Consider the following 24,226-nt stretch of genomic DNA (forward strand, 5'->3'; position numbering starts at 1 on the left):
CGACACGCGCGACTTCGGGGTGGGGCGGCTGTTGAAGAACTTGCCAGAGTTGCGCCGCATCGGATTTGCCGCCAACCGGCGGCTGCTCGAGATCGAGCAGATCAGCCACGAACTGTGCGCTGGGCGACGATGCCTTCCAGCATCTGCAGCGACCGCGTCAGATCGAAGGCCAGCGTGCGCCCGCGCTGCGCTTCGGCGACGCCAATGCCCAAGCTGTTCTCAATGCGGTGCTGATGTTCGTCTTCGTCGCGCGCGGATTCACCAACAAGGACCTGCGCCAGCAGTTCGCAGTCCTGCTCGGCAAACGTGCCGACGAGATCTCGCCGGGGCGCATGAGCTACGAACTGCGGCGGCTGCGCATGCATGGCCTGATCGAGCGCATGCCCAAAACCCATCGCTATCGGCTGACCGACGAAGGACTGCGAACGGCGTTGTTCTACACCCGGGTGTACACGCGAATCCTGCGTCCGGCCATGGCCCCGGTCGTACCCGCCGCGTCGGCCAGTTCACCGCAAGCCCTGCGGCAGTTCCATGCTGCCGAAGACGCCGTCAATTCATGGTGCGACCAAGCGCACATCACTGGGTAAAAAAACTTGACTCAATAATCCAGATTCAATCTGGTCAAGGAATCTAGTCAGGAGTATTCGAATGCAATGCCATTGACTAATTTGGAAGTCCCTGTAGGGGGTAAGGGGGCGGTTTGTCCAAAATCAGACACGACGCCATCCAGTACCTTGCATCAGCCGCACCATCGCGCTCGAGGAGCACCCGCAGTTCGATCAACGCGTTCCTCGGCCTACTGACGAAATGTTCGGGCTAGGCTCCGTGAACCGCTTCGGGCCCATGCCGGCCCAACTGTTCCCAGCCGCATCCCGATACTGCAGTTTGGCCTTCCGCCTTCCAGACGCCTTGACCTTCACTCGCTTCACCGCTGTGGACCCCAGCCCCGAACCGAAATCCTCGACCTTCCTACCAGCCTCAAGGACATTTCACGTAGCCAGTGCGGACGCGGGTCGACGGCCCACCAAACGTGTGTTGCGATGCCGTTGAGTCCCGGTGTCCAAGAAGGTGCGGGCCTGGCCGCGCATCAGCCGACGACGCCAAAAGGCTAGGCCGATATGAGGCCGTTTTGGCGAGCAAAGTGGAGGGCCTGCGTGCGGCTCTTGACGCCAAGCTTCCGAAAGAGGCGCCAAAGGTGGACCTTGACGGTGTGTTCGCTGATTGCCAGACCTGTCGCAATTTCGCGATTTGAGAGTCCGCCCTCAAGCATCGAAATGAGCTGAACTTGCCGTTTCGAAAGCTTGGTCTCAGATTCCTCGTCTGCATCCGTAGCCGCGGCTGATTCGGGGCTCGCGTCAGCCTGCAGGAGGCCTCGAAGCGCCGCAGTGAGCTCTGTCGAGCCTAGTGCCTTTTCGATGTAGATATCTGCGCCCGCCTCAATGCAGGCTTCCTCAAAATCGCTGGCCGGAGATGCCGAGTAGACCGCAAGCGGCACCTTCGGAAAATTGGCTCGTACGAGCTTCACGCCCTCCGTCCCCTTCGCATCTGGAAGTTGGAGGTCAAGGCAAATCATGTCCGCGGGGCCATCTTTGGCCACAGCTGGCACAAGCTGGGCAACACGGTCCAGCTCGACGACCTTGGCGCCAGGACGCAATCTGCGCAAGACCATCGATATCGCGTCTCGCATCATCGGATGGTCGTCGACCACGAATATGTTCATTTTTTCACCTGGGGAAATGGTTATCGATGCATAAGGGGTACAGAGGGCAAATCCTGCGCGGCAAACCTCTGTGACCCGGGGGATGTCGCCCCCTACGGTACACCATGCTAGGTCTAGCAGTTCTCCTCGGCTTCGAAACAGGCCATCGCCGCCCGCACGAGGCACTCATCGCGAGCCGCTGTTTGGTTACACCAGGGCCACTGTCAAAAAGCTTTGGACAGGTCAAACGTCCCCTGCCGGTGGATGAGTTACGCAGGGCCTCCGGGGACACGTTGAGGCACGACGCCAAATCGCTGCTCCCCGCCAAATGTGTTGAAAAACTCGTTTGCGCGAGGACGCGGGTTAAGACCCGATTGCACGTCGCAGCGCCCGTGTGATGCATTGATGGCCGTCAGAGCCGCGCACAACGTCTCAGACAGGATTCCCATTGAGGCGGGTCCCGCGGAGCAATCTACGCCTCGTCGTTGGCCCCTGGATCGAAATCGCTCAAGGGACAGCGCTGATTCCGAGTTTTTCAACACAATTCGCCAAGTGCCGACGTTCAGCGCCGACTGTGGAAAATTGCCACGCCGCCGACAGCGCGAGGCGCCAGTCTCGCGGCATGAAAAAACTATCCTTCTCCTTTCGGCCGCTCTCGCGCTCGGCGGCTGCGCAACCTCGCGGACCATCATTGGCCAGGACGGCAAGCCGCTGCACAAAATCTCGTGCGACGGCTCGGCGCTGAGCATTGATGCCTGCTACGAGAAGGCGGGAGAAATCTGCGGGAGCGCAGGCTACGACATTGCCAAACAGGACGGCTCGGCGACGCCCTTTTTTATCGCCGGCTCTGGCGGCTCATTCACGGCGGGTTCAATCGTGAGCCGTAGCGTTCTGGTGCGCTGCAGGGCGCTTAGCTGACGTTGCCATCCGGCGCGCTCGCACTGCCCCAGCCGCCATCGGCCAGAAGGAGCCATTCGTTCGATTGCCACATCGCTGCCGTTCGATTTCAGGGCGCAGCAAGTACATCGCCAACTCTCATCAAGCAAGCGTCTGGGGCCAATTACTTTCAGTCGCTTGGCCGGCGTTCAACGCTTCTCAGGGCTTTTCTCAACGGGTCCGCCACAGCCCAATCGGCAAGCCTCCAGCCTCGAAGAGTTTGCAAGGCGATTCCTGACCCGAGACCAACGCCAGCTGCGCACCAGTCCACGTCCAATCGCGGCTGACCCAGCAGTCGCCAATGCCGCGCTTTTTGGCAGCCTCGTTGAGCGACAGCGTGCCGCCTTCCCCGGACATAAAATCCAATACCGCCGTATCGGAGTTGCTACCGTCGGGTTGTGGCAGGCGCACTGGCCGGGCTCGGAAGGGTGCCTTGTCGTCCACCTGCCAGAGCCGGCTGCCGGTTTGGTATGCCCCGTTGAAGCAAGCATGAGAGATGAGCAGCGACGTTGAATTGAGACGCAGCGGCGCTTGCTGCCACCCTTCGTGGCTGAAATCAGGGCAGTCGTCGTCCCGCGGCAATGCGGCAAACAGGTTGGGTGCTAGTCGGCGATCGGCGTCGGTCGTCGGAGGGAGCTGAGCGGGTTGCACTCGCGGCACCGCAGGCGCTTCGGCCTCCGGCTTGGTGCCACGGTGTACCAGGGCGCCAGGGGTGCCGACGCGGCCCTGCAGATCGTCCGTTTTCAACAGTGCTGCCGCAGCACCGGACAGCGACACCGACCATTGCTTTGTACCGGCCGACAAAGTGATCTTGTCACCCTTGAGCGCCGCGGCCAGCAGCGCCGGTACTTGTGCGGGTGGTATCTCGCTTGTTTTCGGGGGCAGCAGAAATCGTAGGGTGCCCACTTGCACGGTCACCACTTGGCTGACGTCAGGACTCGTCGCGTTGTCGTCGAGGGTGCTGTACCCGAAACTGAGGACTGGCGGGCGCGCTGGACCCGCCTCGCGGCGGACGATCAGCACGGCCCTGCCAATTGGCGAGCCATCTTCGGCGCCGGCGCCGTACCCCTGAGCTTCGCACGTGCGCCCGTTGTCGCAACCTACAACCCAGTCCCCGAACTGATGCAATTTGCCGAGACCGCTCCCAGCGGCCAGAGCAGCCATATGACACAGGCGAGGCGATGAGAACGACAGACGATCGAGCCAGGATGGAGGAGCGACGGATATATTGGTCACAGATCATGCAACAATCCTCTCATGAACTCGTCCCACATCAAGGTCCCCGTTCGGTCTTGCGTCACACTTCATCGCGCATCACGGCCCACCTCCGGTCACCTCTCGACTGACCGGTTGTCGTCGCCCTGGCTGGCTCCTCAGGGCCCTGAACACCATTTCGCGGCAATTCGAAGCGGCCGTTGGCGCGGGAAGAGGCCTGGGTCGTCCGCAGCCGCCAAGCGATCGGAGCGCTGTCCTTGGCTCCGATTTGTTCAACGATTTCGGCGAAGGTCAAGTTCCAAGGCACACCGGTAATTCGCGAGGAAAGGCGTCGAAGTCAGCTTTCGATGGTCGCTGTCGTCGCCGGACAAACTCGAAGGACAGCACCCAGTCTTGACCTGCCGGACGAATGCGCCGGAAATCGTCCCCCATCGCTGCACAACCTGCGCTACTTCTTTGTCAGCAGTAGTTGTGCCATTTCCTGAAGCCTTTCCTTGAGGCCGCTGGCGATGACGCACAGGACTCCGGGCAGTTCAAGTTCGATCGTTCCTGTGGCATCGAGGACTTGGATGACGCCGGTGACAGTCTGACCCAGCGCCGCGAGGATGCTGAGTGTCGGCGACGGTCGTCTCAAGCCTGAGCGATGCACATCCACTGCATCGTCGATAGTTACGCCACCCCCAGTCATCCGACGATCAAGGCTTGGCTCGCAAGCCGGCCTCGATGGCAGTTGCACGGACTTCGGGCGAGAACTTATTCGACTTGTTCATGGCTTCATCTTCTCAAGAGTTGAAGCCTCCTCAAAACCCGGGGCGATTCATCGATTCATCCACCCTCTGCGGACTCAGTAGGGCATCGCAGATGCCAAAGCGTCAAGGATGACGCGCTTCGCGTCTTCGCCATCACCGTGCCGAGCGGAATGACGAAGCCGTACTCGCGAAGCGTGCCGCGCGGCGCGTTGATGCATCGCGTATGCGTGCCAACCCATTGGGTCCGCAAACGGTCCAGGGACTGGATCTGTTGGGGATGAACAGCTTGACCGGCACGGGCAGCATGTCGGCGCCGCGGTAGGCCTCAATCAGTGCAGAAGCGTCCGCGCCCAAGGCGCGCTCGATGAGCGCCTTCTTGAACGCGGCTGTCGCCTCGAGGACGGTTTCGCCGGTCATCGGCCCGCTGACGAACTGGTCAATCAGCTCTTTTGGAATCGACGGCAGCGCCGCCATCCCGGCGGCGATCGCCGCGTTTTTCGCTTTTGTTTTGCTTACTGGCATACATGCTTCCTGTCGTCATGTTATGCCTCGTACACAAAATTCAGGACAGGCTCGGCGAGACGCAGCGCCTGAGCTTGTCGGGCAAGTGATTCAGCAAAAATGCCGCGGGCGAAACGAACATCAGCGCCTACGCCATCAACTACCGGTTCGACCGGCAGGCGAACGGGCCATCTACAGGTGCAGCGCCATCGAGAGAAATATTGAAGCGATAGCCACCACTACCCTGCAATGCTGGAGAAATCAGGTGGCCGCTTCTGCCCAAATGCGGCGAACGCTTCGCGCGCTTCGGGGCTCTTGAGGCGCTTGGTGAATTGCGCGGTCTCCCGATCCATCTGGGCCGCGATGGCCTCTGCCTGACGCATCAGGATTTTCGTCATCCGCAATGATCCCGCAGCCTGTTTGGCGAGAGCCTGCGCAACTTGCTGGGCTTCGTCATGAAGTGCCCCCGTGGGCACAACTCGATTGGCGATGCCCCAGGCGAGCGCTTGCGCAGCAGAAATCGGCTTGCCCAACGCGAACATCTCAAATGCGCGAACGTGCCCGATGCGGGCGGGAAGGAGCAAGCTCGAGGCAGCCTCCGGCACAAGGGCAAGGTTGACAAACGGTGTAGACAACAGCGCATCCTCGGCGAGCAGCACCAAATCGCAGTGGAGCAACATCGTCGTCCCCACGCCCACCGCGCGTCCGTTGACCGCGGCAACCAACGGCAGGGTAGAGCCGGCAAGGGCGCGAAGAAACCGGACGACCTGGCGCTCCCCCGGGCCTGCCTCTCCGGTTGCCTCTGCGGCGAATTCGCCCAGATCATTTCCTGCAGTAAACATGGCGCCTTCAGCCCGAATCAAGACAACCCGGACGGAAGGATCGCTTTCGGCGCCAGCAAGGGCATCGGCCATGGCACCGTACATCGCATTGGTGATTGCATTCATCTTTTCGGGCCGTGCCAGGGTGATGGTCAAGACGCCTTGGGTGGAATCGATGGTGACGTGATCAGTCATGTTTGTCCTCTTGGTCTGGTGCCCCGTTGGGGCGATGGTCAAGTGAAAAGAGCAAAGCGCGTTTTGCGGTCGCGAGCGCATCCATTTCCGGGCGCTGCCTGTAGATGCTTCCTGTGCCACCAAGACTTCCTTGGCGTTGCAGATTGCATCCTGTGCAGCCTCCTCGCGTCGCGCTCAGCGTCCCGTGAATACGGCGCTGCGACGCTCGACGAAAGACTTGATGCCTTCAACCGCATCGGCGCTTTGGAGCACCCGGTCCCTGATCGTCGGGATGGCAGCGATCGCCGCCTGTTCGCCGCCTGCGATGAATTTGCGGCCGGCTTCCTTGGTCGCCTGGATCCCCAGCGGGGCATTCCTTGCAATCAGTCCTGCGAGGTCCATTGCACGCTCCGTTTGCTGGCCCGGGCGCACCACTTCCTGCACCAGGCCGATTCGATGGGCTTCGGTCGCGTCGAATTCGTCGCACAGCAGCAGGTGGTACATCGCGTTGCCCCAGCCTGAACGGGTGACGTAGCGGAAATGCGCGCCACCCAGCGGGGCGATGCCGCGCCTTGATTCCATTTGACAGAAACGCGCATCGTCGGCAGCCACCACGATGTCGCCCGCCAACATGAGTTCGATGCCAACCGTGTAGACGGTGCCCTGCACCGCTGTGACGACAGGTTTGCGGCATTGGTTCTCGAGGCCGAAGGGATCGATGCTGCCTGCCGGGCGGGGCATCACCGCTGCATTCGGCCCGAAGAACCTGGGCATGTCCAGGCCGGCCGTGAAGTTCTCGCCCTCTGCACAAAGGACACCGACCCACAGGGAATCGTCTCCGTCGAGCAATGAGAAGGCTGCGGATAGCTGGACCATCATGTCCGGACTGAACGAGTTCTTCCTGGCCGGGTTGTCGATCGTGATTTTGAGAATGTGATCATGCCGTTCGACGTGAACGCGACCTTCAATAGTGGTGCCGGGCATTGGATGGTTCCTGTGCAAGTCCTCTTGTTTGAATGATGATCATCATGCTTCTACATGATGTCCATCATGCTGAAGTATGATGAATATAATCCAGAAGTTAACCCAAAACCCTACGGGAACCCGACATGGGCCATTCGCAAGCAGACAAGGCAAAGAACCGCGATCGAATCCTCACCGAGGCGGCGACACAGATCCGCGAGGAAGGCCTCGAATCGCTCAGCGTCAACAAGCTGATGCAGAGCGTGAACCTCACGCATGGAGGCTTCTACGGGCATTTCGCTTCCCGTTCCGACCTGGTTGCGCATGCGTTGGAGCGCGCACTGGTGGACGGGGAGGGAACAGCCCGAGCGGCGAGCAATGGACGACCACGGAGCTTCTCCACGATGGTTCGCGGCTATCTCAGCCGAACGCACCGGGATTCAAGAAGCTCTGGCTGTGCAATCTCCGCGCTGATCTCGGACGTCGGACGTGCGGACGATCGTTCACGCGCCGTCATGAGCGCGCACATCGAGGACTACATCTCTGCCCTTGGCGGTGCGCTTGGAAAGGATGACGACGCACAGGCCATGGTGGCGGTCAGCGCGCTGATCGGAGCCTTGACAATCTCGCGTGTGCTGGCTGACCAAAAACGGTCCGATGCGCTCCTGAAAGCAGTCAGGGATCATCTTTGTGCGATGCAGGACGACGGGCCGGTTGACGGAGAGGGTCCTGGGACCCGCAACTGAATTTGTTTGCTCGATTCCACGAGAGGAAGTGTCGCGTCGGTGCTCCCGCGGTTGTTGAGCGGGCCAGCCCTGCAACGCCATCGGCCGGCGCTGCGGCGCTGAAACCTGCCCTCAGCCCTGCCGATACTCGCTCGGCGTCTTTCCCGTCCAGCGCGCGAATGCATGCCTGAAGTTCGCCGCGTCGCTGTAGCCGAGGCGGCTGGCGATCTCCTCGTTGGTCATGCGGGTCTTGCGCAGGTACTCGATGGCCAGCGCGCGCCGCACCTCTGCGAGGAGGTCGCGGTAGGAAGTTCCCTGGGCTTCGAGCCTGCGGCGCAGTGTCCTCGCCTCCAGGGACATCTCCCGGGCCATCGATTCGAGGTTCGGAAAGCGCCACGGCATCTCTGTTCGACGAGCGCGCGCCGGACCAGTGACGCGGTGCCGCTCGTGTGCGTCAGGTCGGCCAGCAATTGATGGCACATCTCGCGCGCCATCGCATGCGTGCTCGTGTCCGGTGAGCGGGGCGCGCGGTCGAGCCGGGCCGGGTCCAGTTCCACTTCATTGAATGGCTGGCCGAAGTACGCCGGGCAGTGCAAGAACTGGCGGTAGGCTTCCGCGTGAGCGGGAGCGGCATAGGAAGCCCGCACCGCCGCAAAGCCGTACTCACGATCGTAGAGGTCCCGCGAAAGCGCCAGGTGCGCCGAGTACGAGAACTCGAGCATGAACCGGTAGAGCGCATCGGCGGGATCGGGCGTCAGCAGCACCTCATAGCGAAAGACCGCGTGCAGGCCCTCGCGCGAGAACGCCAGCGTGACCCCGGGCGCCGCGACGGGATGGTATCGGACCGAAAGGTCCGCCGCCGCCGCCGCGGTCGGGCTGCTCAGCAGGGCGTAGCCGTACATGCCGTAGGAGGTGATGCGCATCCGAGCGCCTGCGCGCAGCGCAATCGTCGGGTCGGGCGCGAGGCGCAATGCGTTGCGGAACACCACCGCGATCTGCCCAAGGGAAACACGCATGTCCGGTGAACGAAGCGCCGTTTCCTCGATACCGCTTCCTGCCAGCGCATGCGCCGGCGCGACGCCATCCTCGACCAGCGTGTCGACCACGGCGGCGATCCGGTGCGGTGTATAGACGCGCGCCTCGAAGTCGGGTGCGGGACGGTTCATGGTCCTGTATGTCTCCTTCTGGCCTTTGTCGTCGGGATCATAAGGACAAGCTCATGGATGTGACACGGACCGGGAGGTGGCCTGAAGTCACCCTTTCGAGGTCTGAACGAACCTTTTTCGAGGGACTGGCCTGCGGGAAGATTCTTGCGACCCAACGAACCCCACAACCGGAGACATCCCCTTGAAGCAAGAAGACGTCCTCAAGCAACTGACCACGCCGATCGGCGCGCCGGCCTTTCCACGCGGACCCTTCCGCTTCACCAACCGCGAGTACCTGAACATCCTGTACCGCACCGACATGGAGGCGCTGCGCGCCGTCGTGCCCGAGCCGCTGGAGATCGATGAGCCGCTGGTGCGCTGGGAGCTCATGCGCATGCCCGATACCTCGGGGCTGGGCGACTACACCGAGTGCGGGCAGGCGATCCAGGTTCGCTTCGGCGAGGAGAAGGGCGAGTACCTGCATGCGATGTACCTGGACAACCTGCCGGCCCTGGCGTCGGGACGCGAGATCAGCGCCTATCCGAAGGTGATCGGCAAGCCGAAGCTCTACGTCGACTCCGACACCCTGGTGGGCACGCTGGACTATGGCAGCCTGCGCGTGGCCACCGCGACCATGGGCTACAAGCATCGGCCCATGGACCTGGAGCAGGCGCGACGCGAGATCTGCGTCCCGACCTTCATGCTCAAGCTGCTCTGGACCTACGAGAGTTCCAAGCCGGCGGGCGAGCCGCGCATCTGCGAACTGTTGCGCACCGAGATCAGCGACATCACCGTCAAGGGCGCGTGGAGCGGTCCGGCGCGGCTGCAACTGTTCGAGCATGCGCTGGCGCCGATGGCCGATTTCCCCGTGCGCGAAATCGTCTCGTGCAGCCACATCCTCACCGACCTCACGCTGGCGCGTGCCAGGCGTGTCCACAACTATCTCGACAACAGCGCGCCCTGAAGGCGCAGAAGGAGACACCATGTCTGTGACCATAGACCACGCGGCCGTGCTTGGCCGCTATCGCAACACCTGCGTCATCGGCGCGGGCGTGATCGGGGCGTCGTGGGCGGCGCTGTTCCTGGCCCACGGGCTGAATGTCGTCATCAACGACCCGCAGCCCGGCATCGAGGCCGCGGTGCGCGAGACGCTCGTGAAGATCGGGCCCACCCTGCGTGCGCTCGGCTTGCCGCATGAAGGGCTCGAGAAGAACCTGCGCTTCGAGCCCGACCTCGAGCGCGCGGTCGCCGGCGCCGACCTGGTGCAGGAGAACGGCCCCGAGCAGACCGAATGGAAGCAGCAGCTCTGGGCCCGCATCGAGAAGGCGGTGCCCGGACATGCTCTGCTGCTGTCGTCGAGCTCGGCGCGCACGGCCACGCTGCAGGCACAGCACATGAAGGACCCGAGCCGCCTGCTCGTCGGCCATCCGTTCAATCCGCCGCACCTGATCCCGCTGGTCGAGATCGTGCCGGGCGAGCGCACCGATCCGAAGGCCGTCGAGGAAGCGGTGGCCTTCTATACCGCGCTGGGCAAGGTGGCGCGCGTGCTGCGCAAGGAGATCGCGGGCTTCGTCGCCAACCGGCTGCAGCGCGCGCTCTTCCGCGAGTCGTGCTACCTCGTGAAGGAAGGCGTCGTCACGATCGACGAACTCGACGACATCGTCACCAGCTCGATCGGGTTGCGATGGGCCGTCAACGGGCCGTTCAGCTCGTTCTACATGGGCGGTGGGTCGACCGGGTTCCACGGTTTCTTCAAGCAGTTCGGGCCCGGCATGAAGACCAGCTGGGCCAATCACTCGCCGATCGAATACACCGACGAGGTGGCGCAATTGATCATCGACCAGGGTGAAGCGGCCTACGCCGGCACACCGATGGAACTGATGGAGCGGCGACGCGACGACATGCAGGTCACCCTGTTGCGCGCCACGGCGTCGATGTCGCCCTCCGACGAAAACACCATGGAGACACAGCGATGAACAGGATTTTCGAAGGCTTGAAGGTGATCGATTGCGGCAGCTTCATTGCCGCACCGCTGGCGGCCACGCTGTTGGGCGACTTCAGCGCCGACGTCATCAAGATCGAGCCGCCGGGCGCCGGCGACCCCTACCGCCATGTCTACAGGATGCCGGGGATGCCCAAGTCCGAACAGGCGTACAACTGGCTGCTCGACAACCGCGGCAAGCGAGGCCTGGCGCTGGATCTCGGCAAGCCGGAGGGCCAGGCCGTGCTGCACCGGCTCGCGGCCCAGGCCGATGTGTTCATCACCAACTATCCGCTGGCGGTGCGCAAGAAGCTCGCCATCGACCACGAGCAGATCGCGGCGCTCAACGAGCGGCTCGTCTATGCCTCTTTCACCGGCTATGGCGAGACCGGCGCGGAGGCGGCCAAGCCCGGCTTCGACCTGACCGCGTACTGGGCGCGCTCCGGGCTCATGGACATGGTGCGCAGCGATGCGGGCGCGTCGCCGGCGCGTGCGCTCACCGGCATGGGTGATCACCCGTCCGCCGTCTCGCTGTTCGCTGCCATCATGGTGGCGCTCTACCAGCGCGAGCGCACGGGCCGCGGCACGCTGGTCGGCTCCTCGCTGCTGGGCAACGGCATCTGGTCGAACGGCGTCATGGCGCAGGCGGCGCTCTGCGGCGCCACCTTCACGCCAAGGCCGCCGCGCGAGCAGAGCTTCAGTGCATTCGCCTGCTACTACCGCTGCCGCGACGGACGCTGGCTGCTGCTGGCCATCGTCAACGAGGCGCGCGACTGGCCCGTCTTTGCCCGGTGCATCGGCCATCCCGAACTGCTCGACGATCCGCGCTATGCCACGCCGGCCGACCGCTTCATGCGCTCGGCGGAACTGATCGCGCAGTTCGACGCGGCGTTCGCCACGCGCGACCGCGACGACTGGCGCGACCGGCTCAACGCAGCCGGCATCGTGTTCGAGTGCGTCGCGGAGATGGCCGACATCGCCGCGGACCGGCAGATGCGCGATGCCGGCGTGCTGGTGCCCTTCGAAGGTGACACGGCGCTGACCATCGACAGCCCGCTGTTCGTCGAAGGCGCCGGCAAGGTGCAGCCGCGCAAGCCCCCGAAGCTTGGCGAGCACAGCGACGCGATCCTGCAAGAGGCCGGCTACGACGCTGCGGCCATCGCGAGGATGCGCGAGGACAATGTTGTCGCGTAGAACGAATCAAATCATTCATCCCCGCCCGGGCTCGCGAGTGAAGCGCGAGCCCGCGCACCACGTTCTCGCAAGGCCCAACGGCATCGAGCCGGCCATGGCTGCGACTGAACCTGAATACCCCCCAACAACTTTGAAAGGAAACATCATGGATCTTGGTGCAAAGCTCGCCGGCAAGCGGGTGCTGGTGACCGGCGCCTCGTCGGGACTCGGTGAAAACTTCGCGCGGCTCGCCGCATCCTGCAAGGCCAGCGTGGTGATCGCCGCGCGGCGCAAGAGTCGCCTGGACGCGCTGGCCGCGGAACTCGAGAAGCTTGGCTCGCCGCAAGTCACCGTGCTGGAGATGGACGTGGCCTCCGAAGCGTCGATCGACGCGGCCTTCGATGCCATCGACGCATCAGGCGAACCGCTTGACGTCGTCGTCAACAACGCGGGCGTTTCCGGCGAGGGCGCGGCGCTGACGCTCCCTACGCAGGACTTCGACAGCCTCATGGCCATCAACGTGCGCGGGGTCTGGCTGGTCGCGGTGCGCGCGGCACGGCGCTGGAAGGAGGGCGGCCGTGGCGGCTCGATCATCAACATCGCGTCGATCCAGGGCGAGCGCGTGATGCCGGGGATCACGCCGTATTCGACCTCCAAGGCGGCCGTGGTGCACATGACGAAGAGCCTGGCGCTCGAATGGGCACGCCATGGCATTCGCGTCAACGCGATCGAGCCGGGCTACATCGGCACCGAGATGACCGACGACATGTGGGACACCGACCATGGCAAGGCCTTGATCAAGCGCATCCCGATGCGCCGCCTGGGCCGGCCGGAGGAACTCAACGGCCTCATGCTGTTGCTGGCGACCGACGCCGGATCGTGGATGACCGGCGCCTGCGTGCCGGTCGATGGCGGTCACCTCTGTTCGTCGCTTTGATCCCGGAAACGGCGCTCAACCCGCAGGTTAAAGCGCTGGCCGGGGTGAAACTGGGCTGATCGATGGGGCAATGCGCTGGCAGATGCAGCGCATTCCCGCAGGCGCTGGCCGCCGAGTACCGCCACGTCTGCCGGCGCGAGGCGCAAGGGCCCTCGCCCGTCGCGCCGGTTGCGCGTGACAACCTCCCCGATGCGCTTGCGCACGATGACCACGCGCCGCTTGGCGCTCCAGCCGTCCACTGCTGAACCGGTCCTCGATCACTTGGCAGCTCTGCGCGTCCGCCTAGCGCCAGTCCATGGTGTACGGCACGTGGCTTGAGCGCCCGCGCTTGTGGGGTTGTAGCCCCAGTTCGGCACCTTCTTGCCATTCGTAAAGCGGCTTGACGTTCGCGTCGATGTCCAGCACCTTGGGTGTTCACCATCATCGCGTGGCTGTTGGAGGCGCCTGCGGAAACGATCGGCAGCAGGCACCGCAGGGTCCGCAAGCCCCGCGCTGATCAGGCCATTGCCATGCGCGTTGCGCGCGTGGCGCTGGGCCGCACCACCGCCAGCAGCAGCAGGCCGGACGCAATCCACATGGCGATCACCAGGTACAGGCTGTTGGTCTGCGAGCCCGTGCCGGTCGTGATCAAGGTCATGACCGAGGGCATCACCGCAGGGCCCAGGTTGCCCAAGCTGCTGATCAGGGCGATGCCGCCGGCGGCGGTCTTCTTCGGGAGGTATTCGCTGACGGCCGTGAAGAACAGCGGCGTTTGCGATGCCTGTCCGATGGCCATGATGCACAGGCCCAGCAGCGATGCGACCAGGTTGCCTTGCGTGAACAAGGTGATCGCCACGCCCACCGAGGCGATCGCGCAGGCGGCGAAGAAGTGGAGTCGACGCTCCAGCTTTCGGTCGGAACTGCGGCCGATCAGGATCATCCCGATCATCCCGAAGATCGCGGGAAGGGCGCTCAGCAGGCCGACGACGAACACGTCGTGCACTCCCCAGCTCTTGATCAGCGTCGGCGTCCAGAAGAGCATGCCGTAGGTCACGCCGACGTAGAGGAAGTACACCAGCGCCAGGGAGTACACCTTCGGGTCGCGGATCAGCGCCCAGAAGGAGCCGTGCGAAGCGCTCTCCACCGCACGCGGCTCATGGTCCAGGTGGTGGCGCAGCGAGGCCTTCTCGCCGGGCGTGAGCCAATCGGCCTGCTCGGGCCTGTCCTTCAGCACGAAGTACGCGACGATGCCCAGGATGCTTGCCGGCAAGCCCTGAACCAGGAACAGCCATTGCCAGCCGTGGTGGCCCAGCAAGCCGTTCATGTACTTGAGGATCGCGCCCGACGACGGACCCGCGAGCAGGTGGCCGATGGTCGTGGCGGTCATGAAGATCGAAATGATCTTCGCGCGCTTGGCCGACGGATACCAGTAGGTGAGGTACAGGATGATGCCGGGGAAGAAGCCCGCCTCGAACGCGCCCAGCAGGAAGCGCAGGACGTAGAACTGCAAGGTCGTCTGCACGAACATCATGGCCGAGGCGACGAGGCCCCAGCAGAACATGATGCGCAGCAGCGTCTTGCGTGCGCCGATCTTCTCGAGCAGCAGGTTGCTCGGCACCTCGAACAGCAGATAGCCGATGAAGAAGATGCCCGCGCCGAAGGCGTAGGCCGCGTCGGTGAAGGGCAGCGTCTGCTTCATCTGCAGTTGCGCGTAGCCGATGTTGATGCGGTCGAGGAAGGCGACGATGTAGCAGACGATCAACAGCGGCAGCAGATGCCAGCTGACCTTGGAAAACAGGGCCTCTTCCTGCGGGCTGTAGCTCGCACTCAGGCTTGCCGGGGCTTTCGTTGGGCTCATGGTGGGTCTCTCTCTCAGTTGGTGGAATGCTTATGGCGTTGGCACGGCGGTGGCGCCGGGCCTGCTGGTTTGCGAGCTCGACTTGGCTGGCTTGACCCTTGGCAAGGTGGGCACGTCGGCAACGACGGCAGCGGTAGCAGCGGAGCCAGCGGGGCCGGCGGCGTCAGCGACGCTCGGCATGCGCCGGATCTCCTCCAGCACGGCGCGTGCGTGGTCCATCAGTTCGTACGATTCCTCCTGCGAGAGGATGCGGCGGCAAGCGGTGAAGCCGATGTCGAGCGAGCCTGCATAGCTTTGCACCGTGATGTTCAGCGCGCTCCCGTGGTAGGGGATCGACACCGGATAGAAGCTCGTCATCCGCGCCCCGGCCACGTGGAGAGGCGCCGTGGGTCCCGGAACGTTTGAGATCAGCACGTTGGCCAGCGGCGGCAGCCGCCGCGCGAGGCCGGAACGCCCATACAGCGAGGCGAGGCTGGTCATGAGCCATGGCGAGCCCGTGACGGGTACGTCCACGCCCAGCACCGGCATGAGCTCGCGCGCCACGGCCTTGGCCGCCTCGGACGACGCGTGGATGGCCTTGAAGCGTTCGCTCGGGTCATCGATGTCGGTCGCGAGGTCCACGCGCACCATCGACACCTGGTTGTTCATGGCGCCGTCGCCCTCGGTGCGCAGGCTGACCGGAACGGCCGCGACGAGCGACGCCTTCGGCATCAGGTTGCGCTGCGCGAGAAAGCGCTGCAGCGCACCGCTGACCATCGCCATCACGATCGTGTTGACGGTGCCGCCGACACGCATGCCGAGCGCCTTCAACTCGTCGAAGGGCAAGGACATCGTGCTGAATGAGCGCTGGTTGGTGATCGAGTCGTTAAAGATCGTCCTGGGCGCGAGGCCGAGCTTCAGGGGCCGCCGGTCCCTGGCCGTTCGCTGGGCGACGAGCACGTTGCCGGCCGTCGCGATCGCCCGCACCGCAGTCGGCAGCAGCGCCGCCAGCTTGCGGTATTGCCGGACCGTGTTGCCGATTGCAGCCTGCAGCAGTTCGGCCACGCCGAGTTGGTAGCCCGCCCTGGCGCCGGCCTTTCGTCGGGGTGGCGGCACCTCGCGGATCGTCGGCGAGATGTCGTACAAGACCTTGGCCAGTTCCATGCCGGCCTTGCCATCGACCCCGCTGTGATGGGCCTTGGTGTAGAAGGCGACCTGGCCGTTCGCCAAGCCCTCGATGACGTACATCTCCCACAGCGGGCGGCTGCGGTCCAGCAGGCTCGAATGAAGCCGCCCGATCAGTTGATGCAACTGCGCCATCGAGCCCGGCCGAGGCAGCGTAAGGCTGCGCACGTGGTAGTCGAGGTCGATGTCGTCGTCATCGATCCACACCGGCTCGGCCAGCTCGAACGGCATCTGCGCCAGCTTGCGAGTCAGCACCGAGGCCAGGTGCATGCGCTTGCCTATCACCTTCTTCACGTCTTCGTGGTAGTCGCCCTCGTAGCCTTGTGGAAGGTCCAGGAGCATGAGGCTGCCGACATGCATCGGCGTCTCGGGTGTTTCGAAGTGCAGGAAGGAGGCGTCCAGATTGCTCAGGTGATCCATGAGGGCCTTTCAGTGGAAGGGTTCGGTGCGCGCACGCGGGCACGGGCGCGGCGGCGTTCGATGCCGCGCACAAGTGGAACGATGCGCTGCGTTCAGGCCAGGGCGGTCTGCCGGCGCGCTTCTTCTTCGTCGGCGAGGTCCTTCTTCGAGAGCTTGCCGATCTGTGTCTTCGGCAGCTCGGTGCGGATCTCGAGCGCCTGCACCATCTCGTGCTTGCCGAGCTTGTCCTTGAGAAAGGCCTGCAGGTCCGGCAGTTCGAAGTCAGGTGCGCCGGCTTTCAGCGTGATGAAGGCCTTGGGCGACTGGCCGCGGTACTCGTCCGGTATGCCGATCACTGCCACCTCGGCGACCGCGGGATGCTGGTAGATCGCCTCCTCGAGCACGCGGGGATAGACGTTGTAGCCACTGCAAAGCAGCATGTCCTTGCAACGGTCGACGATGAAGACGAAGCCGTCCTCGTCCAGGTAGCCGACGTCGCCGGTTCGCAGCATGCCGTCGAAGGTCGTCACCTCGGCGGTCGCGTCGGGGCTGTTCCAGTAGCCCTTCATGACGTTCGGGCCCTTGATGCAGATCTCGCCCTTCTCGCCCGGCGCGACGTAGCGGGTCTTGTCTTCGAGCGAGAGCATCCGGATCTCGATGCGGGGCAAGGGCATGCCGCAGGAGCCGTCCTTGCGCATGCCGAACACGGGCGTGAAGGTGCCGGTCGGTGAGGTCTCGGTCATGCCCCAGCCCTCGTTCAGGCGCGTGCCGGTCACTTCGTGGAATTGCTGGGCCACCTCCAGCGGCAGCGGCGCGCCGCCGGAGCCGCAGTACTTGAGCGAATGCAGGTCGTACTTGGCGGTGTCGGGGTGGTTGATCAACGCGGTGAACATCGTCGGCACGCCGCAGAAGCTGGTGATCTTCTTGTCCGAGATGTCGCGCAGTGCGGCCTCGGCATCGAAGCGGACATGCATGACGAGTTCGGCCGCCAGGCGAATGCCCAGCAGCATGTTGACCGACAGCGCGTAGATGTGGAAAGGCGGCAGCACGGCCAGGAAGCGCTCGTGGCCTTCGCGCAGCACCGGCGGGTTGCTGTTGACGCTGGCAAGGTACTGCTCGCATGCCGCCCACAGGTTGGCATGCGTCAGCATCGCGCCCTTGGGCAGGCCGGTTGTTCCCCCGGTGTACTGCAGCACGGCGAGTGCGTCGTGCGGGTCGGTGACCGGGTGCGGCGTGTATCGGCCGTCGTTGTGGAGCAACTGCTCGAAACGCAGATGCCGGTCGTCCCAATGGACTTCAGCGAGTTGCTTGCCGGCCTGCATCTGCGCCGCGACCGCTCTGGGCGCCGCCGTCATCTCGGCCATGGAGCCGACGATCAGCTTCTTCAGGCGTGTCTTTCCAAGCATTGCCGCCATCTGCGGATACAGAGACGCCAGGTCCAGCGTAATCAGGACGTCGGTGCAGCTGTCCTCGATCTTGTGCTCCAGCACCTTCGCGGCATCGAGCGGCGAATAGTTGACCACCGTGCCGCCGGCCTTGAGCACCGCGAAAAAGGCGATCACATAGTGCGGCGTGTTGGGCAGGTACAACCCGACATGCATGCCCGGCCCGACCCCGAGTTCCTGCAGGCCCTTGGCGGCGCGATCGGCCTGCGCCAGCAACTCGCCGTAGGTCATGCGGCGCCCCATGAATTGCAGGGCGGGGTTGTCGGGCCAGGCGGCCGCGGCCCTGTCGAGGATGGTCTGGATTGGTGCGGGTTCGATAGGGATGTCCCAGCGCACACCGTCCGGATAGGAAGCAAGCCATGGCAGTTCGTTCATAGGGTCTGTCTCCAGGTTGGGTTCATGCCTTGTCCAGGTGACCGCGGCTGCGGCGCGATGTACCGCTTGCGCGATGCCCTGGATTGGCAATGAGTTTTCCCCGGCGTCGCCGGGCTGAAAAGGTGAGTTCAGACCGCTTCGCGGTGATTTCAGGACAAGGGGGCACGCGCTCACGCCTTGATGCGGCGGCGGGCGCGAAGCGGCGGTGAGCGTGGTCGTAGCCCCAACACAGCGCCGGAAGCGGGTGAAGCACAATCGCGCCTCGCCATGCGCCTCCGCCAGCTCGTCCTTGCCTGCAACGTTGTCGCCTTGCTCTGGCTCGCAGGGTGCGCCACGTTGCCCAATGAGGGGCCGCGCAGCTACACCACGGCGATGCCTGCGCATGCCCCGGCAACACCTTTGGACCACGTTTCGCAGGCCTCGATGGCGGGGGCCCAACCGGGTGCCAGCGGCTTCGCTTTCTGCTCGGCCCTGGCGGCCAAGATGTCCGGCTCGCCTTGCTGCGCGGCGCGCAGCGCTCGCTCGACCTGCAGTACTACCACCTGTACGACGATTCCACGGGCCGCCTGGTGCTGCGCGAGTTGCGCGACGTGGCCCAGCGCGGTGTGCGGGTGCGGCTGTTGCTGGACGACCTCTATATCGACAGCCTGGCGCCGCTGCTCAATGGGCTTGGCGCCTACCGTAGAAAAAAGCAAATGTGTCACCGGCCCAGCAGGGCTTCCTCCTCCGACACGCGAGTCTTCAGTGACACATTTGCTCTCGAAATTTGCGAAGCGAATGTGTCACTTCGCCTTTGTACGAAGCAAATCCGTCACTCTGTGGATGCGAAGGGGCGAGACCGTGCGTAACCTGTTGATCCATGAAGGATTTCGCTGCACGGTTTGGTACGCCGCTTGAGACGGTTAGGCCGCGCGGCGGGCGGGTGATCGAGGGCTTCAGCGCCAAGTTGCAGCGGCGAATTCGTCTGTTCTCGCACTCACACTTTGCGCAATGGATTCGCCTCGAGGCGGATCCATCCGTCATTGCCTTTTGTGAGCGGCCAGCCCGCGTTGGGCCGCAGCCGGATGCGCTGCTGGTCGATTTCTGGGTTGACGGCCCGCACGGACAAACGATGCTGTTGCTCGATTCGCAGCGGCCGGGGGCCGTCCCTGCAGTCCCCTCGCAACTTGACGGCATCCCGGTGCGCACTGTCGCCGCTGCCGAACTGGCCGCAGCCGCCGTCTGGATCTCCAACTGGTCGCGAATGCTGCCCGTCGTCAACGCCACGCGGAGTTTGCTGCCGACACCTTTGCTGCGATCCGTCCTTGATCATGTCCAGGAGCCGATATCGTTAGCGCGCTTGGAACACGAACTGTCCTTTGGTGATCCGTCGCTCGCGCGCGGCGCCATCTTCGAGCAACTTCGCCTCGGCAGAATCTGTGCGCCGTCGCTGCACACGCAGCCTCTTGGCCTCCATACTCAACTGGAGCCTCTTTCGTGAACCGCGGCCCGCGCATCCATGACGTCGCTCCGTCGACCTGGCCGGCGTTCGACACAGGGGCACTCTCGGCGACCGAGCGCGAGGTCTTCGCAACGCGACGACAAGCCATCGAACTCTATGCAGCAGGGCGCGCGCTGAGCGAGATCGAAACGTGTACGGGGATTGATCGGCGCCAGCTTTACCGCTTGCTCGATCGCTGCATGGCGCCGCACGAGGATGGCCGCCTGTACGGCTGGCGCGCCGTGATGCGGTACGCGCGGGTCGGTGGATATCGGCGCTCCGCTCGACTGGCGATGCCACGCGACGGCACCGGCCGTGGCGCTGCAGGCGCATTCGGTCTGCTGCTCGAGGCGCAACCCACACTCGCGACCTGGATCTCCCAGCGCGTGCGCGACAAACGCGTTGCGATCAACCAGCTGTCCACCGATGACGGGCTGCGCACCCGGCTGCGCGGCCTGAAGCACTTGCATGTCGAGTTTCTGCGGGAATGTCGATCGCTGGGCCTCACGGCTGCCGACTATCCTTTCAGCGCCGAGCAGATGGGCATCCGCTCGCTGTCGGCCGCGCTGCGCGCCGAGTGCCTTCGCAGTTTTGAGCGAAGCGCGCACCTGGCCGGCGCTCGTCGGTTCAAGGGCCTGCCGCATCAGGCGTCAACGCCGGCGCCCACTCAGGTGCTGGACGTTGTCGAATTTGACGGGCACCGCCTGGATGTGCGGCTGAAGGTGGTCGTGCGCGATCCTTTGGGCTTCGAGCAACAGTTTGAGATCGAACGAAATTGGCTGCTCGTCATCCTTGATGTCTTCAGCCGCGCTGTGCTGGGTTATCACATCAGCCTGAACCGGGAGTACTCGCGCCACGACGTGCTCCGCACCATTGAAGCCGCCCTGGAGCCGCACCGCCCGCGCTCCTTCACACTACCCGGCGTTGGTTACGGCGACCTCGGCGGCTTCCCGTCGGGTAAGCTGCCCGAGCTGGGCTACGCGACCTGGCGCTGGTTCAAGCTCGACAACGCCAAGGCCAATCTCGCTGAGGACGTGCGGCACGCGCTGGCCGAATTCATCGGCTGCTTCATCGACGCGGGACCGGCACACGCCCCGGACGACCGGCCGTACGTCGAGCGCTTCTTCGGCTCGGTCGCGGCCAACCTGTCCAGCCGGCTGCCGGGCTACGCCGGTACGAATGCACGCGACGTGCGTCGGGCCCTGGCGGATCCGAAGCGCAACCTGCGCCTGTACGTCTCGCTCGCTGAGCTCGAGGACCTGCTGGAAGCCGCCATTGCAACCTACAACGGGACGCCGCATGACGGTTTGAACGGCCGAATGCCGCTTGAGGCAATGGCGCATTCGGTGCGGGGGCGAAACGCGATGCTGTGCTGGCTGCCCGAAGCAAAGCGACGCACCCTGTGCCTGATGCAGACGCCCCGGCGTGCAACCGTGCGCGGCTACCTGCACCAGGGTCAGCGGCCGCACATCAACTTTCACGGCGTCCGCTACACCAACCCGGTGTTGGCCAGCACCGTGGCCTTCCTCGGGCAGCAGCTTCGTATCTACTACAACAGCCAGGATCTGCGCACCGTGCGCGCGTTCGCGGCTGACGGCTCGGAGATCGGCCTGCTCAAGGCCCAGGGAGCCTGGGGTGAGATCGTCCACGATCTCAAGTTGCGTCAAGAAGTGCTGCGGCTGCGTGGCCGCAAGCGTCTGGGCGAAAGCATCTCGCATGAGTTCATGGAGGCCTACGTCAGCAACAAGCTGCACAAGGCCAAGAGCTCGCGCCGGGCGGCCAGCGATGCGGCCCGTACGCTGCGAATCCTGGCGGCGCAGCCGGTCAGTGCATCTGCGCAGGTGCTGCACTCCAGTGGCCCGGCCCCGACGGTCGAAGCTGCGTCCTCCCCTGAACTGCGTGTCGCCCCGGAGCGGCTCGCGATCGGCAGCGGCTTCGTCGGGGCGATCTGATTCGTCGCATTCGCAGGAGCTTGTCCATGCCTACCGAACGCCGCCCCGAGCCCTCGTCTTTGCTGTCGGGGTCTGCGACCCGGCCAATTGATCCAGCGCTGCACCCGATCGAGACAGGCGGCTACCGCATAGCGACGCCGGCCATCCAGGCGTTCTCGGATCTGGTCAGTCGGTGTCTGCGCTACCGAATCACCGGCGCGTTGACGTACGGGCCGTCGCGCATCGGCAAGACTCGAGCGATCGAATACTTGCGGCTCCTGCTGGCGCACACGCAGCCGAAGATCACCACCTACCATGCGCAGGCCGAGCACAAGCCCCGCCACGCTGAGGGTCCGTTCCTGGCCAACCTGCTTGAGGCCGTAGGCTACCCGGACCCGGTGAGCGGCAGCAATCCGTCGAAGCGCATGCGTTTGATCAACAAGATCAAGGAGGCGTGTTCGCGCAACGGCAGTGGCACCGTGGTGCTGTTCTGCGACGAGGCGCAGCGTTTCGACGAGAATGAATACGAATGGCTGCGCGACGTGCACGACCATCTGGACCGGCTGCAGATTCGACTCTTCACCTTCCTGGTGGGCCAGCAAGAACTGCTGGCGGTCAAGATGGCCATGCAGCACGCGAGGAAGACCCAGATCGTGGCCCGTCTGATGGTGGAGGAGCTGGCGTTCTTCGGCATCCGCAATGTGCGCGATGTGGCGACCTGCCTGGACGGCTACGATCAGACTCGCTTCCCGCAGGCGAGCGAATGGAGTTTTACCCGCTTCTACGTGCCGAAGGCTGTCGAGGGGGGCTACCGGCTGGCCCACGACGCCGGATTGCTGTGGTCGGCCTTCGAGTGCCTTCATCACCGACACGGCTTGCCGGGCTCGCTGGAAATTCCCATGGAGTCGTTTACGCGCGCGGTGGAGATCGTGCTCAAGGATAGTGAACTGCGCGACGGCGTCGGATACCTGCCGGACGCCGCGCTGTGGGGCACGGCGGTGCGAAGCTGCGGCTACATTCAATCGCGTCAGGCGATCAGCGCCGAGTTGATGACGAGCCCCGCCTGAGAACGTACCCGTTGGGCGGAGCCGAGCGATGTCGCTGCCAATCCTGATCCTCGACCAGCACGCGCTGAATCCCCGTTTCGGCTACGTGTTCCATCGGCGCTGGCTGCAACCGTACGAGTCGGTGGTCGGCATGCTGTGGAAGTTCTCGCGCATGAACCGGCTGGAGGGGCACTTCCTGATCGAGCAGCTGCAGGCCAGCCCTGTGGATCCCTACCTTGGCCTCCGTCCTGTGGAGATCGACGTGCCGATCGTCGCTCGGCTGCTCGGCGCGACCCGGCGCAGCGTGCGCGAGGGAATCGATGCGGCGGCGCTCGATGCTTCTCAGTTCCTGCGCTACTGCCCGCGCTGCATGTCGCTCGGCTATCACGGCGTCGTGCACCAGCGCGAGCGCCATGAGCAGTGTCCAATTCATCGGCTGCCACTGCTTGCGGCCTGCCGGCACTGCGGCGAGGCGTCGGCGTACCGGCTCGATGCACAACTGCTGGAGGCGCCGTTTCGCTGCCGGCACTGCCGGCGTACCTACGGCTCGAACTCGCCGCCGCTGCGCTGCAAGGAATTGTCACGCGAGCGCCGTGTCGCCGTGACGCGAGCGGTCATAGGGTAGGGCGTTCCGGGTGCCCCTCGCCCGGGACAGGCGGTGACACATTGTCTTTGCATGCGTGGGATCGAGGACCCGAGTGACACATTCGCTTCGCACAACGCGAAAACCCAGGCTGGATGCGCCTTTGCACCAGATTGGCTCGTAGCAAAAGGGGTCGAGTGACACATTTGCCTGCACAAGAGTGACACACTTGTTTTTGCTACGGCAGAGGCACAGGCACGTCCTGCGCACCCGGGACGCCATCCAGTGCTCGTTCGGCGAGCGGGAGGCGAACCACGAACTCGCTGCCGTGCCCCGGGCCTGCGCTGCGCGCGGCAATGGTGCCGCCGTGCAGTTCGAGCAGGCGCCGGGTCAATGACAGGCCGATCCCGAGCCCCCCGCGTGAACGCGACAGCGCCGTCTCCACCTGCGCGAACATCTCGAAGATGCGTTCGAGGCGGTCCGGTGCGATGCCTATGCCTCCGTCGCGGATCGAGACGACCACCTCCTGGGCCTCGCGCCGCACGCCGAGGTCGATGCGGCCGCCCTTGTCCATGTATTTGGCCGCATTGTGGATGAGGTTGACGAAGGCCTGGGCGAGGCGGGTGGAATCGGCGTCCAGCGGGAGTGCGTCCGTGGGCAAGTCGACGTTCAGCGTATGCTGCGCATCATCCACCATCGGTCGGGCCGCTTCGATGGCTTCGCGCAGCACCTCGTGCACACCGACGCGCTGGCGCCGCAATTCGATCTTGCCCTGGCTGATCCGACTGACGTCCATGAGGTCGTCGATGAGGCGGCTCATCACCTTGATCTGCCGTTTGGGCTGCTGCCGGTTTCAAAGACACCTTGTTAAGGTGTGAAATGAAACCGGAGGTGGTTTATGGGAACGAGAAGGCAATTCAGCCGAGAGTTCAAGCTTGAGGCAGTCA

Annotated in this window: 24 protein-coding genes and 1 pseudogene; 12 read left to right on the forward strand and 13 right to left on the reverse strand. The window is 64.2% G+C overall.

Translation table 11 applies throughout. The features are described 5' to 3' along the window. The first annotated feature begins 233 nt into the window (after positions 1-233). The gene (locus QTI66_RS37750) at positions 234-587 is read left to right on the forward strand and encodes a helix-turn-helix domain-containing protein (protein ID WP_286565503.1); all 354 of its coding nucleotides are present in this window, start codon (positions 234-236) and stop codon (positions 585-587) included. 521 nt (positions 588-1,108) lie between these two features. Here the strand turns inward: QTI66_RS37750 and QTI66_RS37755 are convergent. Then, on the reverse strand, positions 1,109-1,720 hold the full coding sequence (locus QTI66_RS37755) for a response regulator transcription factor (RefSeq protein ID WP_286565504.1): 612 nt from the start codon (positions 1,718-1,720) through the stop codon (positions 1,109-1,111). A 531-nt stretch (positions 1,721-2,251) separates the two neighbouring features. Here QTI66_RS37755 and QTI66_RS37760 point away from each other — a divergent pair. Beyond that, entirely contained in the window at positions 2,252-2,617 is a 366-nt protein-coding gene (locus QTI66_RS37760; RefSeq protein WP_286565505.1) for a hypothetical protein, read from the forward strand. A 189-nt stretch (positions 2,618-2,806) separates the two neighbouring features. Here the strand turns inward: QTI66_RS37760 and QTI66_RS37765 are convergent, their stop codons facing one another. From QTI66_RS37765 to QTI66_RS37785, 5 genes and pseudogenes are all read right to left on the reverse strand, one after another. Beyond that, positions 2,807-3,799 carry a DUF1176 domain-containing protein gene (locus tag QTI66_RS37765; RefSeq protein WP_286565525.1) on the reverse strand — a complete coding sequence of 331 codons (993 nt, stop codon included), beginning with the start codon at positions 3,797-3,799 and terminating at the stop codon, positions 2,807-2,809. Between the two features lie 499 nt (positions 3,800-4,298). Beyond that, entirely contained in the window at positions 4,299-4,538 is a 240-nt protein-coding gene (locus tag QTI66_RS37770) for a hypothetical protein (RefSeq protein ID WP_286565506.1), read from the reverse strand. Positions 4,539-4,935: 397 nt separating this feature from the next. Continuing rightward, positions 4,936-5,121 (reverse strand): annotated as a pseudogene (locus QTI66_RS37775) (IS256 family transposase); the annotation flags it as partial. Positions 5,122-5,339: 218 nt separating this feature from the next. After that, entirely contained in the window at positions 5,340-6,116 is a 777-nt protein-coding gene (locus QTI66_RS37780) for an enoyl-CoA hydratase (protein ID WP_286565507.1), read from the reverse strand. A 174-nt stretch (positions 6,117-6,290) separates the two neighbouring features. After that, entirely contained in the window at positions 6,291-7,079 is a 789-nt protein-coding gene (locus QTI66_RS37785) for a crotonase/enoyl-CoA hydratase family protein (RefSeq protein WP_286565508.1), read from the reverse strand. A 125-nt stretch (positions 7,080-7,204) separates the two neighbouring features. Between QTI66_RS37785 and QTI66_RS37790 the strand changes: the two genes are divergently transcribed. Beyond that, positions 7,205-7,804 (forward strand): TetR/AcrR family transcriptional regulator, encoded by a 600-nt coding sequence (locus QTI66_RS37790; RefSeq protein ID WP_286565509.1) that lies wholly within the window; start codon positions 7,205-7,207, stop codon positions 7,802-7,804. 111 nt (positions 7,805-7,915) lie between these two features. Here the strand turns inward: QTI66_RS37790 and QTI66_RS37795 are convergent, their stop codons facing one another. Together QTI66_RS37795 and QTI66_RS37800 are read right to left on the reverse strand one after the other, a co-directional pair. Then, complete coding sequence (locus tag QTI66_RS37795; protein ID WP_286565526.1) at positions 7,916-8,122, reverse strand: helix-turn-helix domain-containing protein; 207 nt, start codon at positions 8,120-8,122, stop codon at positions 7,916-7,918. Next, positions 8,023-8,949: an AraC family transcriptional regulator gene (locus QTI66_RS37800; RefSeq protein ID WP_286565510.1), complete on the reverse strand. Its 927-nt coding sequence runs from the start codon at positions 8,947-8,949 to the stop codon at positions 8,023-8,025. Before QTI66_RS37800 ends, QTI66_RS37795 begins: the two co-directional genes overlap by 100 nt. 181 nt (positions 8,950-9,130) lie before the next feature. On the opposite strand from QTI66_RS37800, the gene QTI66_RS37805 reads away from it, so the two are divergent. The 4 genes from QTI66_RS37805 to QTI66_RS37820 all read left to right on the forward strand — a co-directional run bounded on the left by QTI66_RS37805 (position 9,131) and on the right by QTI66_RS37820 (position 13,019). Continuing rightward, on the forward strand, positions 9,131-9,892 hold the full coding sequence (locus QTI66_RS37805; protein WP_286565511.1) for an acetoacetate decarboxylase: 762 nt from the start codon (positions 9,131-9,133) through the stop codon (positions 9,890-9,892). 19 nt (positions 9,893-9,911) lie between these two features. Next, a complete protein-coding gene (locus QTI66_RS37810; protein ID WP_286565512.1) occupies positions 9,912-10,904 on the forward strand; it encodes a 3-hydroxyacyl-CoA dehydrogenase NAD-binding domain-containing protein in 993 nt (330 codons plus the stop codon). Beyond that, positions 10,901-12,103 (forward strand): CaiB/BaiF CoA transferase family protein, encoded by a 1,203-nt coding sequence (locus QTI66_RS37815; RefSeq protein WP_286565513.1) that lies wholly within the window; start codon positions 10,901-10,903, stop codon positions 12,101-12,103. The genes QTI66_RS37810 and QTI66_RS37815 overlap by 4 nt, the downstream gene beginning before the upstream one ends. Positions 12,104-12,248: 145 nt before the next feature. Then, complete coding sequence (locus tag QTI66_RS37820; RefSeq protein WP_286565514.1) at positions 12,249-13,019, forward strand: SDR family NAD(P)-dependent oxidoreductase; 771 nt, start codon at positions 12,249-12,251, stop codon at positions 13,017-13,019. Positions 13,020-13,301: 282 nt separating this feature from the next. Here QTI66_RS37820 and QTI66_RS37825 read toward each other — a convergent pair whose 3' ends face one another. The 4 genes from QTI66_RS37825 to QTI66_RS37840 all read right to left on the reverse strand — a co-directional run bounded on the left by QTI66_RS37825 (position 13,302) and on the right by QTI66_RS37840 (position 18,239). Beyond that, positions 13,302-13,424, reverse strand: coding sequence for a hypothetical protein (locus QTI66_RS37825; RefSeq protein WP_286565515.1), 123 nt, complete (start codon positions 13,422-13,424; stop codon positions 13,302-13,304). A gap of 91 nt (positions 13,425-13,515) precedes the next feature. After that, positions 13,516-14,856: an MFS transporter gene (locus QTI66_RS37830; RefSeq protein ID WP_286565516.1), complete on the reverse strand. Its 1,341-nt coding sequence runs from the start codon at positions 14,854-14,856 to the stop codon at positions 13,516-13,518. 30 nt (positions 14,857-14,886) lie between these two features. Then, positions 14,887-16,440 carry a WS/DGAT/MGAT family O-acyltransferase gene (locus tag QTI66_RS37835; RefSeq protein ID WP_286565517.1) on the reverse strand — a complete coding sequence of 518 codons (1,554 nt, stop codon included), beginning with the start codon at positions 16,438-16,440 and terminating at the stop codon, positions 14,887-14,889. Positions 16,441-16,532: 92 nt separating this feature from the next. After that, on the reverse strand, positions 16,533-18,239 hold the full coding sequence (locus QTI66_RS37840) for a long-chain-fatty-acid--CoA ligase (protein ID WP_286565518.1): 1,707 nt from the start codon (positions 18,237-18,239) through the stop codon (positions 16,533-16,535). Between the two features lie 497 nt (positions 18,240-18,736). Between QTI66_RS37840 and QTI66_RS37845 the strand changes: the two genes are divergently transcribed. From QTI66_RS37845 to QTI66_RS37865, 5 genes are read left to right on the forward strand one after another with little or no spacing between them, the layout of a single operon-like run. Next, complete coding sequence (locus QTI66_RS37845; RefSeq protein WP_286565519.1) at positions 18,737-19,087, forward strand: phospholipase D-like domain-containing protein; 351 nt, start codon at positions 18,737-18,739, stop codon at positions 19,085-19,087. Between the two features lie 11 nt (positions 19,088-19,098). Continuing rightward, a complete protein-coding gene (locus QTI66_RS37850; RefSeq protein ID WP_286565520.1) occupies positions 19,099-19,719 on the forward strand; it encodes a hypothetical protein in 621 nt (206 codons plus the stop codon). Continuing rightward, on the forward strand, positions 19,716-21,671 hold the full coding sequence (locus QTI66_RS37855) for a TnsB C-terminal domain-containing protein (protein ID WP_286565521.1): 1,956 nt from the start codon (positions 19,716-19,718) through the stop codon (positions 21,669-21,671). The genes QTI66_RS37850 and QTI66_RS37855 overlap by 4 nt, the downstream gene beginning before the upstream one ends. Positions 21,672-21,697: 26 nt before the next feature. Next, on the forward strand, positions 21,698-22,717 hold the full coding sequence (locus QTI66_RS37860; RefSeq protein WP_286565522.1) for an AAA family ATPase: 1,020 nt from the start codon (positions 21,698-21,700) through the stop codon (positions 22,715-22,717). Positions 22,718-22,745: 28 nt separating this feature from the next. After that, the gene (locus QTI66_RS37865) at positions 22,746-23,321 is read left to right on the forward strand and encodes a hypothetical protein (protein WP_286565523.1); all 576 of its coding nucleotides are present in this window, start codon (positions 22,746-22,748) and stop codon (positions 23,319-23,321) included. Positions 23,322-23,517: 196 nt separating this feature from the next. Here QTI66_RS37865 and QTI66_RS37870 read toward each other — a convergent pair whose 3' ends face one another. Beyond that, positions 23,518-24,099, reverse strand: coding sequence for a sensor histidine kinase (locus QTI66_RS37870; RefSeq protein ID WP_286565524.1), 582 nt, complete (start codon positions 24,097-24,099; stop codon positions 23,518-23,520). Positions 24,100-24,226 lie beyond the last annotated feature (127 nt).

Origin of the sequence: Variovorax brevis, from assembly GCF_030317105.1 — a bacterium.
GTDB lineage: Bacteria > Pseudomonadota > Gammaproteobacteria > Burkholderiales > Burkholderiaceae_C > Variovorax > Variovorax brevis.